This window comes from Actinomycetospora succinea (assembly GCF_004363095.1).
Lineage (GTDB): Bacteria > Actinomycetota > Actinomycetes > Mycobacteriales > Pseudonocardiaceae > Actinomycetospora > Actinomycetospora succinea.
In genome coordinates, this window is the sequence record NZ_SNYO01000002.1 from 51,334 (window position 1) to 66,482 (window position 15,149).

Below are 15,149 nucleotides of genomic sequence, written 5' to 3' on the forward strand. Positions count from 1 at the left end.
TCAGGACCTCGCATCCGCGAGCACGCGGCTGGTGCGGGTCACGTCGTCGACGTGGTCGACCGGCACGACCGCCGTCGAGATCGCCGTGAAGCACCCCGGGCAGCAGTACTGCCGGAAGTGCACCGCGCCGTCGACGTAGTCCCCCGCGCCGTCCACGACCTGCGGGCCCGCGTCCGTGACCGGCCCCTCGTAGCGCACGAGGTCGAGCTCGCCGACCGCGCCGGACCCGAGCACGGAGGCGCAGTGCCGGCACGCGACCTGGTCGACCCCGTCGAGAGTGACGGCGACGAGGTTGTCGTCGAGGCGCCGGGCGTCCGTCAGCTCGATGGTCTCCCGCGTGCCGTCCGCGGGGCCACGGGCCCGCCGGGCGTCCTTGAGCTCCTGGCGGCGGGTGTCGGTGGCCTGCGCGTCGACCGCGCCGGAGCCGTCGAGGACGACGCCGTACGCCGCCTCGGCCGTGGCCGCCGTGACCTTCTCCTCGCGCACGTCGCGCACGACGTCCTCGGGGTCGCGGGTCAGCGGGTCGCCGTAGCCCCCGCCGCCCTGCCAGAACATGGTGAAGACCTCGCCCGGCGCCACGTAGGTCTCGCCGTAGCAGGGCTGCAGCTCGGCGGTGCCGCCGACCTCGTCGAGCCCGGCCGGCAGACGGCCGGCGCCGAGCATCGCGTCGACCTCGCTGTCGCGGGCGATCCACTCGACGCCGGTGTTGCCCGGGTAGCCGCCGGCGAGCCCGTTGTTCTGGCTCACGGCCTTGCCGTTGGAGGCGAGGACGAGGCCGATCGGGAAGCTCGTGCCGTGGGGGGTGATCGCGAGCGACGCGCCGACGCCGCCGCGGCGCCGTCCGGGACCGCCCGAGTCGGGCTCCTCGCGGCGCCAGAGCGCGAGCACCGGGTAGAGGAACTCGGTCATCTCGACGTCGGGCACGCGCCCGAGCGGGATGCAGAACAGGCCGCCGGTGTCCATGCCGTCGGCCTGGGGCTGGGCGCCGTAGCCGCCCGCCATCGGGTCCATCATGATCGAGAGGAACGGCGTCGGGACGGCCCCGCGCTGGTCGAGCCCGGCGATCACGGCGGTGTCCCAGGTGCCGCAGCACGTGGCCTGGACGTGCGCGTCGAGGTCCGGGGCCTGGTCGAGCATCTGGCTCAGGCACTCGGCGACGAGGTTGCCGGTCAGCCACGCCGGGCCGATCGGTCCGCGACCGACCGCCGCCGGGAAGCTGGCGTTGTTGATCGTGCCTTCCTCGGCGACGAGGTCGAAGCAGCGCATCAGCCCGCCGGCCGACCACGGGATGTCGCCGGCGAGGATCGGCAGCAGCGCGAGCATCACGCCGCCGCGCATGCCGGCGTAGGTGCAGTTGACGACGCCGGACTGCGGGTCCGTGCCGGTGAAGTCGAACGTCAGGTGGTTCGCCGACTTCGTCATCGCGACCGTGATCTTGTGCAGGCCGCGGTCGCCGGTGTGCGACTGGTCCTGGTAGCCGGTGGCGTGCCAGGTGCCGTCGGGGAGGTCGGTGAGCTTGCCGCGCAGCCGCGACTCGGCGTCGGCCATCATCCGCTTCATCACGGCCTTCACCGTGTCGGCGCCGTACTGCTCGATGACCGCGAGGAGGCGGTCGCGGCCGACGGTGTTGGCGCCGACCTTCGCCCGCAGGTCCAGCCCGATCATCATCGGGACGCGGGAGCGGCGGACCCAGACGTCGGCGACGTCGTCCTGCAGCACCCCGTCGCGCACGACCTTGATCGGCGGCGTGGGCAGGGACTCGGAGAAGACGTCCTGCGCGGCCGGGGAGAACGAGCCGAGGCCGACGCCCCCGAGGTCGGGCTGGTGGGCGATCGCCGAGGTCCAGCCGAAGAGCTTCCCGTCGGTGAACACGGGCTGGTAGACCATCGCGTCGTTCTGGTGCAGCCCGCCGCCGACCCACGGGTCGTTGGTGAGGAACATGTCGCCCTCGGCGATGCCGGGGTTGGTCGCCCGGTGCTGCAGGGTCCAGTAGATGGCGAGGTCGACGGCGCCGACGAGCATCGTGTTGTAGAGCCCGACCTGCACCTCCTGGCCCAGCTCGTCGCTCACGGCGAAGTCGAAGTCGTTGGCGTCGGTGACGATCGGCGAGCCGGACATGCGCTTGAGCGCCTCGCCCATCTCGTCGGTGACCGACCACAGGCGGTGCCGCACGACCTCGTAGGTCAGCGGGTCGAGCGCGTCGATCTGCTCCTGCGTGACGGTGTGCACCGGCAGGCTCTCCGGCAGCTGCGCGGCGAGCTCGGCGGGGTCGACGGGACGGCTCGAGAACCTCTCGGAGCCGGGGACGGCCATGACCATGATTCAGGCTCCGTTCTTGACGATGTGGAGGTTGCCGAGCTCGTCGACGGTGCCGGTGCGGCCCTCGGGGACGACCACGGTGGTGGTCGGGACCTCGACGACGGCCGGGCCGGTGATCACGTGGCCGGCGCGCAGGGCGGCGTAGTCGTAGATCGGGGTGTCGACGAAGCCCTGGCCGATCTCGAGGTAGACCGGCCTCCGGCCGCTGACGGGTGGCTCGCCGTCGCCCGTCTCCAGCGGCGGCAGCTCGGGGCTGAACGGCAGGACGCCGCGGCCGCGCACGCGGTAGGTGATGGCCTGGATGCCGGCGGCGCTGAAGCCCGAGCCCTGGCCGAACAGCTCGGCGTACTTGGTCTCGAACCGCTGCGCGGCGGCGTTCATGGCGTTCTCGTCGAGCGGGCCGTCGCCGACGGGCACGGTGACCTCGGCGAGCTGCATGGCGTAGCGCATGTCGACCTCGCGGACGATCTCCACGCGGTCGAACTTCAGGCCCTGCCGGTCGAGACCCTGGCGGACCTGGTCCTCGAGCTGGGCGAAGTTCTTCTCCGCGCGCACCGGGTCGACGGGGAGCTGGGCGGGGTCGGAGAGCTCCTGGGCGAGCGCGATGTCGGACGCGGCCAGGCCGTACGCGGAGAACGCGGACGCGACCGGGCCGAGCGGGACGACGACCTCGGCGACCCCGAGGTGCGTCGCGTACTTCGCGCAGAACGCCGGGCCGGAGCCCCCGAAGGCGTAGAGGACGAACTCGCGGGGGTCGTGGCCGGCCTCGACGACGCTCTTGCGCAGCAGGTCGCCGGTCTGGGCGTTCTGCGCGGCGTGGATGGCCGCGGCGGCGTCCTCGATGCTCAGGTGCAGGGGCTCGGCGACCTTGACGCGGATCGCCTCGCGGGCCTTCTCGACGTCGAGCGCCTTGCGTCCGCCGAGCAGGCCCGTCGCCGGGAGGATGCCGAGGACGAGGTTCGCGTCGGTGTTGGTGGGCTCGGTGCCGCCCTGGCCGTAGCAGGCGGGGCCGGGGTCGGCCTGCGCGCTGTGCGGCCCGATGCGCAGGTTGCCGCCCGCGTCGACCCACGCGATCGCGCCGCCGCCGGATCCGATGGCGTGCACGCGCAGGGTCGGCACGTTGATCGGGTGGTGGTTGATGACCGTGGTGGTGTCGCGCTCCGGCTCGCCGTCGACGATCAGCCCGACGAGGAACGTCGTGCCGCCGACGTCGGTGGAGATGATGTTCTTGTGGCCGAGGCGGCGGCCGAGCTGGCTGGAGCCGACGACGCCGCCGGTGAGCACCGACCCGACGGTGGAGATCGCCTGCGCCGGCGCCTCGGAGGCCGCGACCGCGCCCCCGTTGGACTGCATGACGAGCAGCGGGCCGGCGAGACCGCGCTCCTTGAGGCTGGTCTCGAGGTTGGTGAGGTAGTCGCGCAGGCCGGGCCCGACCTGGGTGCTCATGATCGTCGTGGAGTTGCGGGCGAACTCGCGGATGCGCGGGCTGACCTCGCTGGAGAGCGCGACGTAGATGTCGGGGTCGATCTCGGCCACCAGCTCGCGGACGCGGCGCTCGTGGACGGGGTTGCGGAAGGCCCAGAGCAGGGAGACGGCGATGGCGCGGATGCCGTCGTCCTGGAGCGTGCGCACCTGCGCCCGGACCTCGTCCTCGTCGAGCGCGACGATGACGTTGCCGTCGCGGTCGACCCGCTCGGTGACCTCGAGGGCGTGCCGCTTGGGCAGCAGGTGGTGGTCCTTGTCCTGGGCGAGGACGTGCTGCAGCTCGTGCGGGCTGCGGCCCAGGTAGCGCCCCTCGACGTTCATGATGAAGATCGAGTCGCGGTGGCCCTTGGTGGTGAGGAACCCGACCTCGGGGACCCTGCGCATCACCAGCGCGTTGAGGCTCGACGTCGTGCCGTGGGCGACGTGGTGGGTCTCGGCCAGCATGTCCTCGACGGGGCGCCCGAGCTGCTCGGCGAGCAGCTCGAGCACGTCCAGCACGCCCCGCGAGTAGTCCGGCGGCGTCGACGGCGCCTTCGCCGCGATGACCGAGCCGGAGTCGTCGTCGAGCACCGCGTCGGTGAACGTGCCCCCGACGTCGACGCCGATCACGTAGGTCATGGACCACTCCTCGACGAGCAGGCGTGACCCGAGCCACGCGTTTGACGGTAGCGTCGACTATCTGACACCAGCGAAATCTCGTCAAGGGGCTGCCGGGTCCGACCGCGGATGAGCGAGGGGCACCTTCGCTCGGAGAGAGCGGCGAGGGGCGCCCCTCGCCGGAACGGCTCAGGCGTCGAGGAACGTGGTCACGACGTCCTGCACGAGTGCGGTGCGGGCGATGCCGGTGAAGTGCGTGGTGCCGGGCAGGACCGCGAGCTGGGTGGCCGGGACGCCGACGAAGTCGCCGTTGACGTCGCCGCCGCGCAGGCGCAGGAAGCGCAGGGCGTGCTCGAGGCGCACGGCGTCGCAGTCGCCCACCGTGTACAGGGTCGGCGCGGCGTAGCCCGCGATGTCGTCGTCGCTCCACGCCGGGCCGGGGTCGAGCGCGCCGAGCTTGTCGAGCAGGCCCTGCAGGCCCTCGGGGTGCGGCGACTTCGCGCGGTAGGAGTCCGCCATCGGCGTCCCCTCGATCATGTCGACGGTCATGGCGCCGACGGCCTCGGTGTTCTCCGGGCGCATGCCGTCGGGGGTGAACGCGACCGAGGACACGACGGCGCGCCGGACCAGCTCGGGGTGCCGGATCGCGAGCGTCAGCGCCACGGCCCCGCCGACGCTGAAGCCGAACACGTCGACCTGCTCGATCCCCAGGTGCGCGAGCAGCGCGACGACGTCGCCGGTGAGCTCGGGGATGGCGAGCGGGCGGTCGACGTCGTTGGTGCGGCCGTGGCCCTGGAAGTCGGCGGCGATCACCGTCCGGCCCGCCGACAGGCCGGGCAGCAGGGCGCCGAACTGCAGCTCGATGTCGAACAGCCCGCCGTGCAGGACCAGCAGAGGGACGCCACCGTCGCCGTGGATCTCGAAGTACATCTGCAGGTCGCCGATCGGGGCGTGTCCGGTGCGGGTCGGGGTGCTCATCGGGGTCTCCGTTCACGGGGGCGGGCTGGTCTCGCCCCTGCGTCGAACGGCCCCGGACCCTTTCGACACCGGACCCGGGAGATTTCCGCTCAGTCCTCGACGGCGCGCATCCCCGCGTCGAGGACCGGCAGCAGCAGGGTCCGCGGGGCGAGCCGCCCGCCGAGCGCGGAGAGCTGGTTGAGCAGGCCGGGCGTGACCGCGCGGTCGCCCCGCGCCATCGCCGCGACCCCCGCCTCGGCGACGTCGTCGGCCTCTCCGACGAGGAGGTCGGGCACCTGGTCGAAGGCGTCGGTGCCGGCCGCGTCCGCGAAGCCGGTGCGGGTCAGGCCCGGGCTGACGGTGGTCAGCGTGATCCCGGTGCCGGCGAGCTCGGTGTGCACGGCCTCGGAGAACGACTGCACGAACGCCTTGCCCGCGGCGTAGGACGCGGCGCCCGGGAGGGGCTGGAACGCGGTGATCGACGAGACGTTGAGGATCGCTCCCGGGCGACCGCGGCGGGTCAGCGCGCCCACGGCGGCGACGGTCAGGTCGTGCAGGGCCAGCACGTTGAGGCGCACGAGCCCGTCGAGCGCGGCCCGCTGCTCCGCGTCGCCGGCGAGCTCGGCCACCCGCCCGGTGACACCGAAGCCGGCCGCGTTCACGAGACCGACGACGTCGGGATCGTCGAGCAGGACGCGGGTGGCGTCGAGCCCCGCGTCCGTGCCCAGGTCCGCGGCGTGGACCGTCGCGTCGCCGGCGAGGCCCGTGAGCTCGGTCGCGAGGTCGGCGAGCGCTTCCTGCGTCCGCGCCACGAGGATCGTCGGGTGGCCGCGCCGCGCGAGCGCCCGCGCGATCGCGGCGCCGATGCCCGAGGACGCCCCGGTGACGACGACGCGGGAATCGGGACCGGGCGGGGGCAGCGGCATGGCCGGGAAGTACCCGCTCCGGCTTGCGTTGGAGCGCGCTCGAAGGCATAGCGTCGAGGACGTGCCTGGTTCGATCATGGGAACGGCCGTCCGACGCGTCGAGGACCCGGAGCTGATCCGCGGTCACGCCACCTACGTCGACAACATCGTGCCGCCGGGGACGCTGCACTGCGTCTTCGTGCGCTCACCGCTCGCGCACGCGCGCCTCGACACCGTCGACGTCGCGAAGGCCCGCGAGGCGCCCGGCGTCGTCGCGGTCCTGACCGGCGACGACATGGGCGGGATCCCCGACCACCGCCCGTTCATGGTGCTCAACGACGCCTGCGCCCGGCCGCTGCTCGCCCGCGGCAAGGTGCGGTTCGTCGGCGACATGGTGGCCGCGGTGATCGCCACGACCCGCGCCGAGGCCGTCGACGCCGCCGAGCTGGTGGAGATCGACTACGACCCGCTCGAGCCGGTCGTCGACCCGGAGGCCGCCCTCGCCGACGGCGCCCCGCTCCAGTTCGAGGAGCTCGGCAGCAACCTCGCCGCCGGGTTCCGCGACCCCGACGACGTCCGCCCGCTCGACGACGCCGACGTCGTGGTGCGCGCGCGGATCGTCAACCAGCGCCTCGCCGTCGCGCCGATGGAGGGCAACGCGGTGACGGCCGCGCCCGGCGGTGCCGACGAGCCGTACGACATGACCGTCCACGTCTCCACGCAGATGCCGCACGGGCTGCGCGGGCAGGTCGCGGCGCAGTGGGGCTGGGACACCGAGCGGGTCCGCGTGGTCGCGCCGCACGTCGGCGGCGGGTTCGGCGGCAAGGCCGGCCTGGCGCCCGAGCACGCGGTGGTCATCGAGGCGGCGCGCCAGCTGGGCCGCGCGGTGACCTGGACCGAGACCCGCTCGGAGAACCTCACCGCGATGCCGCACGGGCGCGGCCAGGTGCAGTACGGCGAGCTCGGGCTGCGCCGCGACGGCACGATCGTCGGGCTGCGCGCGCGGGTGGTCGGCGACTCCGGGGCGTACGCGGGCTTCGGCGGGGCGCTCACCCTCGGGCCGACGCGGAACATGGCGCAGGGCGTCTACCGCATCCCGGAGATCGCGTACGACGGCGCGGCCGTGCTGACCACCACGACGCCGATGGGCGCGTTCCGCGGCGCCGGGCGCCCCGAGGCCGCCGCCATGGTCGAGCGGCTGGTGGACATGGCGGCCCGCGAGCTCGCGATGGACCCCGCCGAGCTGCGGCGGAAGAACTTCCTGCAGCCCGAGGAGTTCCCGCTGACCACGCGGACGGGCTCGCTCTACGACTCCGGCGACTACGGCCACGCCCTCGACGTGGCGCTGCGCGAGTCCGGGTACGAGGCGCTGCGCCACGAGCAGGCGCAGCGCCGCGAGCGCGGCGACCGCGTGGCGCTGGGCATCGGGCTCGCCGTGTACGTCGAGGTCACCGCCGGGGGCGGGGGCGGCGAGTACGGCTCGGTGAGCGTCGACGCCGACGGCGGCGCGACGGTCTCGGTGGGCACGTCGGCACACGGCCAGGGCCACGCGACGTCGTTCGCGATGATCGTCGCCGACCGCCTCGGCGTGCCGATGGAGCAGGTGCGCTTCGTCCAGTCCGACACCGCGGCGGTGCCGCGCGGGGGCGGGACGGGCGGCTCGCGGTCGCTGCAGCTCGCCGGGTCCAGCGTCCTGGTCGCCGCCGACACGGTGCTGGAGCGGGCGAAGCAGGTGGTCGCGACCGCCCTCGAGGCGGACGTCGACGACATCACCGCCACGGACGGCGGGCTGGGCGTCGCCGGAGTGCCGGACCGCGCGCTGACCTGGCGCGAGATCGCGGCCGCCGCCGACGGGCAGGGCGTGTCGCTGTCCGAGGCCCGCGACGAGACGCAGCCCGGCGCCACCTACCCGTTCGGCGCGCACGTCTCCGTCGTCGAGGTCGACCTGGACACCGGGCGGGTCACGCCGGTGCGCCACGTCGCCGTCGACGACTGCGGCACCGTGCTCAACCCGACCCTCGTCGCCGGGCAGCAGCACGGCGGTCTCGCGCAGGGCATCTCGCAGGCGCTGTGGGAGGGCTTCTCCTACGACGCCGACGGCAACCCCACCTCGGGCACGTTCGCCGCCTACCTGCTGCCGACCGCGGCCGAGGTGCCGATGTACGAGGCGTCGTCCACCGAGACCCCGACGCCCTACAACCCGCTCGGCGCCAAGGGCATCGGGGAGGCCGCGACGATCGGCTCGACGCCCGCCGTGCAGAACGCCGTGGTGGACGCGCTGGCCCCGCTCGGCGTGCGGCACGTGGACATGCCGCTGACCCCGGACCGGGTGTGGCGGGCGATCCGCGACGCCGAGGCGGGCACCCCCGCGGACCCGTGGACGGAGCCGCCGGCGTTCTTCGCCGACCTGCCCGTGCGCGGGGCCTCCGCGGACCCGGAGGCGGCGGCCGTGGACGTGTAGGACGTCCCTCCACTGCCACGCTATCGCCGCGCCGGGGACTTGCCGCAAGACCCGGGGTGGCTCGCAGAATCGCCGACCGTGATCGACGTGATCGTGGTGGGCGGCGGCCCCACCGGCATGATGCTGGCTGCCGAGCTGCGCCTGGGCGGGGCCGGTGTCGTCGTCCTCGAGAAGGACACGGCACCGCCCCCGTTCGTGCGGTCCCTGGGGCTGCACGTGCGCAGCATCGAGCTGATGGACCAGCGCGGGCTGCTCGAGCGGTTCCTCGCCGAGGGGCAGCGCCACCCGCTCGGCGGGTTCTTCGCCGGCATCACGAAGCCGGCGCCGGAGGACCTCGACACAGCGCACGGCTACGTCCTCGGCATCCCGCAGACGACGACCGACCGCCTGCTCGCCGAACGCGCCGCCGAGCTGGGTGCCGACGTCCGCCGCGGGGTGGAGGTGGTCGGGCTCGAGCAGGACGAGGACGGTGTCACGGTGACGCTCGCCGACGGCGCCGATCTCCGCGGGCGGTACCTCGTCGGCGCCGACGGCGGGCGCAGCCCCGTGCGCAAGCTGCTCGGGGTCGGCTTCCCCGGCGAGCCGTCGCGCAACGACACGCTGCTCGGGGAGATGGAGGCGACGGCGGCGCCGGACGAGGTGGCGTCGGTCGTCGCCGAGGTCCGGCGCACCCAGCGGCGCTTCGGTCTCGGCCCCTCGGGAACCGACGGCGTGTACCGCGTCGTCGTGCCGGCCGCCGACGTGGCCGAGGGCCGCGGCGCCCCCACGCTCGACGACGTTCGGGCGCAACTGCGGGCCGTCGCCGGCACCGACTTCGGTGTGCACTCCCCGCGCTGGCTCTCACGCTTCGGCGACGCCACCCGGCAGGCGGAGCGCTACCGCGTCAGCCGGGCGCTGATGGCCGGCGACGCCGCGCACGTCCACCCACCGGTCGGCGGGCAGGGGCTCAACCTCGGCGTCCAGGACGCGGCGAACCTCGGCTGGAAGCTGGCCGCGACGGTCGCCGGATGGGCGCCCGACGGGCTGCTGGACACCTACGAGGCCGAGCGGCACCCGGTCGCCGCCGACGTCCTCGCCACCACCCGCGCGCAGATGGAGCTGATGGCGACCGAACCCGGGCCGCAGGCCGCGCGGCAGCTGTTCGCGCAGCTCATGGACTTCCCCGACGTCAACCGGTTCCTCGTCGAGAAGATCACGGCGATCGGGATCCGCTACGACCTGGGCCCCGATCAAGACAGGGACCACCCGCTCGTCGGACAGCGGCTGCGCGACGTCCCGCTCACCGGCGGACGGCTCTACGAGCGCCAGCGCGACGCCCGCGGGCTGCTGCTCGACCGCGCCGGCGCGCTGTCCGTGGCGGGGTGGGCCGACCGCGTCGACCACGCGGCGGATCCGGGCGCGGCGGTCGACGTGCCCGCGGTCCTCCTGCGTCCCGACGGCTACGTCGCCTGGGTCGGCGACGACCAGGAGGCGCTCACCGAGCGGCTGGCGCGGTGGTTCGGAGTCCCCGTGGACGCCGGGCCGGTCAGGCCGACCCGCGCGGGCGGGGCGTGACGAGGGCCGGCGCGCACACCCCGCAGCGGCGGCGCTGGGCCTCGAGGTCCTCCCCCGCCGCCCAGGCCCGGACCACCTCGACGGCGTGCGACCGGTGACCGGTCGGGACGTCCTCGGGACGGTGGTGGTGCAGCGAGCCGTCGGCGATCGCCGCGCGGACCGCGACGACCCCGGCGACGAGACGGACGGAGGCTCGGGCAGAAACCCGGGCGGGCACTCTCTCGGGGACACTCTGCGGGGCGACATCCGGCGATGCGGTCACGCCCCGACAACGGTTCGCCGCGCGCCGGGCTCGATCGCCCGAACGGGGCGGGCCCGTCAGCGACCGACGGGCGACTCGCCCGGGACGCCACCGCACCCGGCCCAGACCATCGCCGCGGTGCGCGCCGCCCAGTCCTCGTCGAGCGTCTCGCCGCGCGCGGCGTGCGCCAGCCAGGAGCCGGTCAGCAGGTCCTCCGCCGTCGTGTGGTCGGCGTGCCCGCGCAGCGCCCCGGCCGCGACGCCGGCGTGCAGGCAGGCCCGCACCCGCTCGTGACAGGGCTCGACGAGGCGGCGCCGGATCTGCTCGCGGACCCGCGGGTCGGTGCCCGCGACGAGCGCCACGGCGACGAGGGCGGTCGCGTCGTGCTCGACGACGAAGCGCCGGAACCGCGCGAGCTCGGTGACGAGGTCGGCGAACGGGTCGCCCGTCGACGGCGTGGGGCCGCCGGCGTCGATCGTGGCGAGCGCGGCGACCGCGAGCTCGACCCGCCCGGACCAGCGACGGTAGATCGCCGCCCGCGTGGTGCCCGCCTCCTCGGCGACCGCGGCGACGGACAGCCCCGGCAGCCCGTCGCGGCGGAGGTGGCCGAGGGCCACCTCCAGCACGAGCCGGTCGATCTCGGCGTTCCGCGGCCGGCCCCCGACGTGCGTGGCGCCGTCGCCCGACGCCACCGGACGGGGCGGCGCCGCCGGTGGGGGCACGGGGCGGTGCGCGGCCGTGGACACGACCCCTAGGTGACCCCGGGCGATGGATACACAAACGTGTCGTATCGCGGCGCTGCGTGACCACCTGGCCGGCAGCGAGATCGGCTTCACGTGGAGACAACACTGCTGGGCCGATCGAGTGATCAGGTCATCGACCGGCAGGCGCCATCCGGGGTGACCGATACAGACCGTATTGCTCGAGCCGGTGTGGCAAGGATAACGTTTGAGTTGATTCGATACATGGCTGCTGTGTATCGCCGGGGGCGCACGCGGGGCGACGGGCACGGCGGGGAGGGACCACGATGATCACGAACCGCGATCTCGACGTCATCGGGCTGCGCGACCTCGACGGCTTCGCCGCCCCGGCGCGCACGGCGTCCCCGGACGAGGTCACCTACGAGCTGCTGCGTGAGGTCCCGCCGTCCCGCGACGGGTGGTCGCTGCTGTGCCGCCGCAACGGCCGGGTCTCGTGGTCGATGCCCCTCGCCCCGCGCGGTGCGGCGCCGCGGGTGCGCCCGGCCGTCGCCCAGGCGGTCGCCGTCCGCGTGCTCACCGAGCAGGGCGTGTTCGTCAGCGGCTGGAACCACGTCGCGGGCACCGACGACGTCACCGACGAGCACTTCGTCGCGCGCCGGCCGCACGCGGCACCGATCCTGCCGGTGTGAGCGGCCCCGGGGCGATCTAGCCTCGCGGAGTGGCGTGGGCGCTGGTGGCGGGCGGATCCGGCGGCATCGGGCGGGCGATCGGTCGCCGGCTCGCCGGCGACGGCTGGGACGTGGCCCTGACCTACCGGTCGCGCCCGGAGGCCGCCGCGGACGCCGCCCGGGACGTCGAGGACGCGGGGCGCCGGGCGGTCACGGTCGCGCTCGACCTGGAGGACGCCGCCGCGACGGCCGAGGTCGTGCGCACCGCGACGCCCGAGCCGCCGACGGCCGTGGTCTACGCGGCGGGCCCGCACATCCCGATGCGCTACCTCTCGGCGATCACGCCGGAGCAGTACCGCGCGCAGATCCTCGGCGACACGGTCGCGGCCTACAACCTGCTGCACCCCGCCATGGGCGTGCTGCGCGAGACGCGCGGCAGCATGGTCGCGCTCGTGACGCCGGCGATCGAGCGCTACTCGAAGAAGGACGCGCTGTCCTCGGCACCGAAGGCGTCGGTCGCCGCGACCGTGCGCGGCATCGCCGCCGAGGAGGGCCGCTACGGCGTGCGCGCCAACTGCGTCGGCGTCGGGCTGATCGAGGGCGAGGGCATGTGGCGCGAGCTCGTCGCGCGCGGTGACTACACCGACGAGCTCCTCGACACCGCGCGCCGCAACCTCGCGCTGCGCCGGTTCGGGTCGGTCGACGACGTCGCCGAGGTCGTCGCGTTCCTCGTGTCGTCGCGCGCCGGGTGGATCACGGGTCAGACCATCGACGTCGACGGCGGGTACGCCCTCTGAGCAGCGATGCCACGCTGCGGGTCGACGGCGGCCAGCTTCGGGAGGACCCGCTCGGCGTAGACGTCGAGCGCGCGCTGCGCCACGTGCTGGGGCATGCCGCCGAAGGCGAAGAGGTTCACGACCCCGCCGGCGTCGAGCGCGCGCACCCGTTCGACGGTCTGCTCGACGAGCTGGTCGGGCGTGCCGCCCATCTGCAGGTCGGCGAGGAAGCGGTTGAACGCCGGCAGCCCGTGCTTGGTGATGTTGCGGCGCAGTCCCGCGTAGTACTCGTAGCCCGGCACGTGCTCGAGGCGCTCGTCGGTGAACCCGTAGTGGTCGATCGTCGAGCGCGCGTAGGCCGTCGCGTACTCGTCGTGCAGCTCCTGCGCGCGCCCCGGGTCGGGGTCGACCGTCGTGAAGTTGACGAGCACCGGCGCGGGCGGCTCGGCGTCGTGGATCTCCCGGAAGAGCTCGCGGTAGTCCGCGGTCTCGCGGACGGTGACCTCCCACGGCTTCTGCGCGATGAGCATGAGCCCGTACCCGAGCGCCGCCATGATCCGCGCCGACTCCGGCGACACCGCCGACGCGTAGGTCCGCCCGCGGAACGTGGTGAACGCGGGCGGGTGCAGCTCCGCGCGCGGCTGGCGGTAGAGCTTGCCGTCGGCCTCGAGCGCGCCGGTCTCGAACGCCCCCGAGATCGCCGTCGCGTACTCGACGAACCGCTGCCGCGACTCCCCCATCTCGAGGCGGAACCCGTCGAACTCGACCGACCCCAGCCCGCGCCCCAGGCCCAGCACGACGCGCCCGCCCGAGACCGAGTCCAGCCAGGCGATCTCCTCGGCCACCCGCACCGGGTCGTGCCAGGGCAGCACCATGACCATCGTGCCCAGCCGCGCGTGCGTCGTCCGGCCCGCGAGGTAGGTCAGGAGCTGGGCCGGGTTCGGCATCATGTGATAGCGCGTGAAGTGGTGCTCCGCGGTCCAGATCGACCCGAAGCCCCGCGGCTCGGCCTGGTCGGCCAGCGCGAGCCCGCCGCGGACCACGTCGTGGTCGTCGCGCCCGTCCTCCAGCCCCTGGAAGAACAGCCCCATGCCGACGTGCATCGGTGACCACCCCTTTTCTGAATCCAGACTAGAAAAAATGCCGGGCCTGGGCAACGATCCGGAGTTATGGAGCAGCACGACGTCGACGTCCTCGTCATCGGTGCCGGCGCGGGCGGGCTGTTCACCGCCGCCCGGCTGGCCCACCGCGGGTACCGGACGCTCGTGGTCGAGCGCCTCGACCGCGTCGGCGGGCGGGCCTCGAGCGAGGTCATCGACGGCTTCACGGTCAACAACGGCGCGATCGTCATCGAGACCGGCGGGATCACCGAGCAGACGTTCGCCGAGGTCGGCGCGCGCTTCGACGTGCGCCCCGCGAAGCCCCCGATCCTCTACCGCCTCGGCGGCAAGGACGTCGACGTCACCGGCGGCGGCTGGGGCTACCTGCTGGGCAAGCTGACCCGCCAGGGCGCGAAGCTGCTCGACGGCCTGGGCGCGGCGCGCACCGACGACGGACTGCCCGACGGCGGGCTCTCGACCACCGACTGGGTGCGCCGGTACACGGGCAACGAGAAGGTCCACGGGATCTTCCGCAACATGTGCGCGTCGATCTTCGCGGTGAGCTCCGACGACCTCCCGGCGGCGGTGTTCCTGACCTACTTCACCCGCCGCAGCGCGTTCAAGAAGTTCGGCTTCTGCCCCGAGGGCACGATCGGCGTGTGGCGCGCGCTCGCCGACGCCGTCGAGGGCAGCGGGCACGGTGAGGTGTGGTTGTCCAGCGAGGTGCGGTCGGTCGATCTGGGCCCGGACGGCGCCGTCGCCGGCGCCACCGTCGTCCGGGACGGGCGCGAGGTGTCCGTGACCTGCCGGGTCGCGGTCAGCGACGCCGGACCCGCCGCGACCGCGGACCTCGTCGGCCGCGACCGCCTGCCCGCCGACTACGCCGCCACGGTGGACACGACGCCGTGCGCGATGCTCGTCGTCAACTTCGCGAGCCGCGAGCCGCTCGTCGAGGCACCCGGGCTGCTGAGCTTCGCCACCACCCGCCGGATGTGCTACGTCGCCAACTTCACCGCGACCTGCCCCGAGATGGCGCCCGAGGGCTGGCACCTCTACAACGGCACCTCGGTGCCCGAGCCCGCGACCGGGGACTTCGACGAGTCCCGCGAGATGGACCTCCTGTACGCCGACCTGCGCGAGCAGATCCCCGGCTTCGACGGCGCGCGCGTGCTCTCGACGACCGTGTGGCGCGACGCGTGGCCGCCGCAGCGCGCCGTCGCCGGCCACGACCTGCCGCACACGACGCCGATCGCGAACCTCTGGAACGTCGGCGACGCGGTGAAGCAGTTCGCGAACGGCGGGACGACGGCGTGCGCGGAGACCGCGGCGCTCGTCGTCGACGAGATCGCGGCGCGGTTCCCGGTGCGGGAGACGACGGCTTGAGC

General features: G+C 74.1%; 12 protein-coding genes. 5 read left to right on the forward strand and 7 right to left on the reverse strand.

All coding sequences use genetic code 11. The features are described 5' to 3' along the window. The 4 genes from EV188_RS06595 to EV188_RS06610 form a co-directional block, all read right to left on the reverse strand. On the reverse strand, positions 1 to 2,319 hold the full coding sequence (locus EV188_RS06595) for a hydantoinase B/oxoprolinase family protein (protein WP_133825485.1): 2,319 nt from the start codon (positions 2,317 to 2,319) through the stop codon (positions 1 to 3). Between the two features lie 3 nt (positions 2,320 to 2,322). Then, positions 2,323 to 4,422 (reverse strand): hydantoinase/oxoprolinase family protein, encoded by a 2,100-nt coding sequence (locus EV188_RS06600; protein WP_133825486.1) that lies wholly within the window; start codon positions 4,420 to 4,422, stop codon positions 2,323 to 2,325. 168 nt (positions 4,423 to 4,590) lie between these two features. After that, positions 4,591 to 5,379, reverse strand: a complete 789-nt coding sequence (locus tag EV188_RS06605) for an alpha/beta fold hydrolase (RefSeq protein WP_133825487.1) — start codon at positions 5,377 to 5,379, stop codon at positions 4,591 to 4,593. Between the two features lie 89 nt (positions 5,380 to 5,468). Further along, on the reverse strand, positions 5,469 to 6,284 hold the full coding sequence (locus tag EV188_RS06610) for an SDR family NAD(P)-dependent oxidoreductase (protein WP_208114049.1): 816 nt from the start codon (positions 6,282 to 6,284) through the stop codon (positions 5,469 to 5,471). A 61-nt stretch (positions 6,285 to 6,345) separates the two neighbouring features. Here EV188_RS06610 and EV188_RS06615 point away from each other — a divergent pair, with 61 nt between their 5' ends. Beyond that, the gene (locus EV188_RS06615; RefSeq protein WP_133825489.1) at positions 6,346 to 8,724 is read left to right on the forward strand and encodes a xanthine dehydrogenase family protein molybdopterin-binding subunit; all 2,379 of its coding nucleotides are present in this window, start codon (positions 6,346 to 6,348) and stop codon (positions 8,722 to 8,724) included. Between the two features lie 78 nt (positions 8,725 to 8,802). Then, on the forward strand, positions 8,803 to 10,278 hold the full coding sequence (gene rox, locus EV188_RS06620; RefSeq protein WP_133825490.1) for a rifampin monooxygenase: 1,476 nt from the start codon (positions 8,803 to 8,805) through the stop codon (positions 10,276 to 10,278). Here the strand turns inward: rox and EV188_RS06625 are convergent. Continuing rightward, on the reverse strand, positions 10,250 to 10,495 hold the full coding sequence (locus tag EV188_RS06625) for a hypothetical protein (protein ID WP_133825491.1): 246 nt from the start codon (positions 10,493 to 10,495) through the stop codon (positions 10,250 to 10,252). The genes rox and EV188_RS06625 overlap by 29 nt on opposite strands. A gap of 101 nt (positions 10,496 to 10,596) precedes the next feature. Continuing rightward, positions 10,597 to 11,265: a TetR/AcrR family transcriptional regulator gene (locus EV188_RS06630; protein ID WP_166659752.1), complete on the reverse strand. Its 669-nt coding sequence runs from the start codon at positions 11,263 to 11,265 to the stop codon at positions 10,597 to 10,599. Positions 11,266 to 11,546: 281 nt separating this feature from the next. Here EV188_RS06630 and EV188_RS06635 point away from each other — a divergent pair, with 281 nt between their 5' ends. Then, the gene (locus tag EV188_RS06635) at positions 11,547 to 11,909 is read left to right on the forward strand and encodes a hypothetical protein (RefSeq protein WP_133825493.1); all 363 of its coding nucleotides are present in this window, start codon (positions 11,547 to 11,549) and stop codon (positions 11,907 to 11,909) included. A 29-nt stretch (positions 11,910 to 11,938) separates the two neighbouring features. Further along, positions 11,939 to 12,685, forward strand: a complete 747-nt coding sequence (locus tag EV188_RS06640; protein WP_208114050.1) for an SDR family NAD(P)-dependent oxidoreductase — start codon at positions 11,939 to 11,941, stop codon at positions 12,683 to 12,685. Here EV188_RS06640 and EV188_RS06645 read toward each other — a convergent pair. After that, positions 12,649 to 13,767 carry an LLM class flavin-dependent oxidoreductase gene (locus tag EV188_RS06645; protein WP_133825494.1) on the reverse strand — a complete coding sequence of 373 codons (1,119 nt, stop codon included), beginning with the start codon at positions 13,765 to 13,767 and terminating at the stop codon, positions 12,649 to 12,651. The genes EV188_RS06640 and EV188_RS06645 overlap by 37 nt on opposite strands. Positions 13,768 to 13,833: 66 nt before the next feature. Between EV188_RS06645 and EV188_RS06650 the strand changes: the two genes are divergently transcribed. After that, positions 13,834 to 15,147 carry a phytoene desaturase family protein gene (locus EV188_RS06650; protein ID WP_133825495.1) on the forward strand — a complete coding sequence of 438 codons (1,314 nt, stop codon included), beginning with the start codon at positions 13,834 to 13,836 and terminating at the stop codon, positions 15,145 to 15,147. The last annotated feature ends 2 nt before the right edge of the window (positions 15,148 to 15,149 follow it).

Coding starts and splice junctions, on each gene's coding strand:
- EV188_RS06595 (WP_133825485.1), bottom strand. CDS start 2,319: ATGGTCATGGCCGTCCCCGGCTCCGAGAGGTTCTCGAGCCGTCCCGTC.
- EV188_RS06650 (WP_133825495.1), top strand. CDS start 13,834: ATGGAGCAGCACGACGTCGACGTCCTCGTCATCGGTGCCGGCGCGGGC.
- EV188_RS06635 (WP_133825493.1), top strand. CDS start 11,547: ATGATCACGAACCGCGATCTCGACGTCATCGGGCTGCGCGACCTCGAC.
- EV188_RS06645 (WP_133825494.1), bottom strand. CDS start 13,767: ATGCACGTCGGCATGGGGCTGTTCTTCCAGGGGCTGGAGGACGGGCGC.
- EV188_RS06605 (WP_133825487.1), bottom strand. CDS start 5,379: ATGAGCACCCCGACCCGCACCGGACACGCCCCGATCGGCGACCTGCAG.
- EV188_RS06600 (WP_133825486.1), bottom strand. CDS start 4,422: ATGACCTACGTGATCGGCGTCGACGTCGGGGGCACGTTCACCGACGCG.
- EV188_RS06610 (WP_208114049.1), bottom strand. CDS start 6,284: ATGCCGCTGCCCCCGCCCGGTCCCGATTCCCGCGTCGTCGTCACCGGG.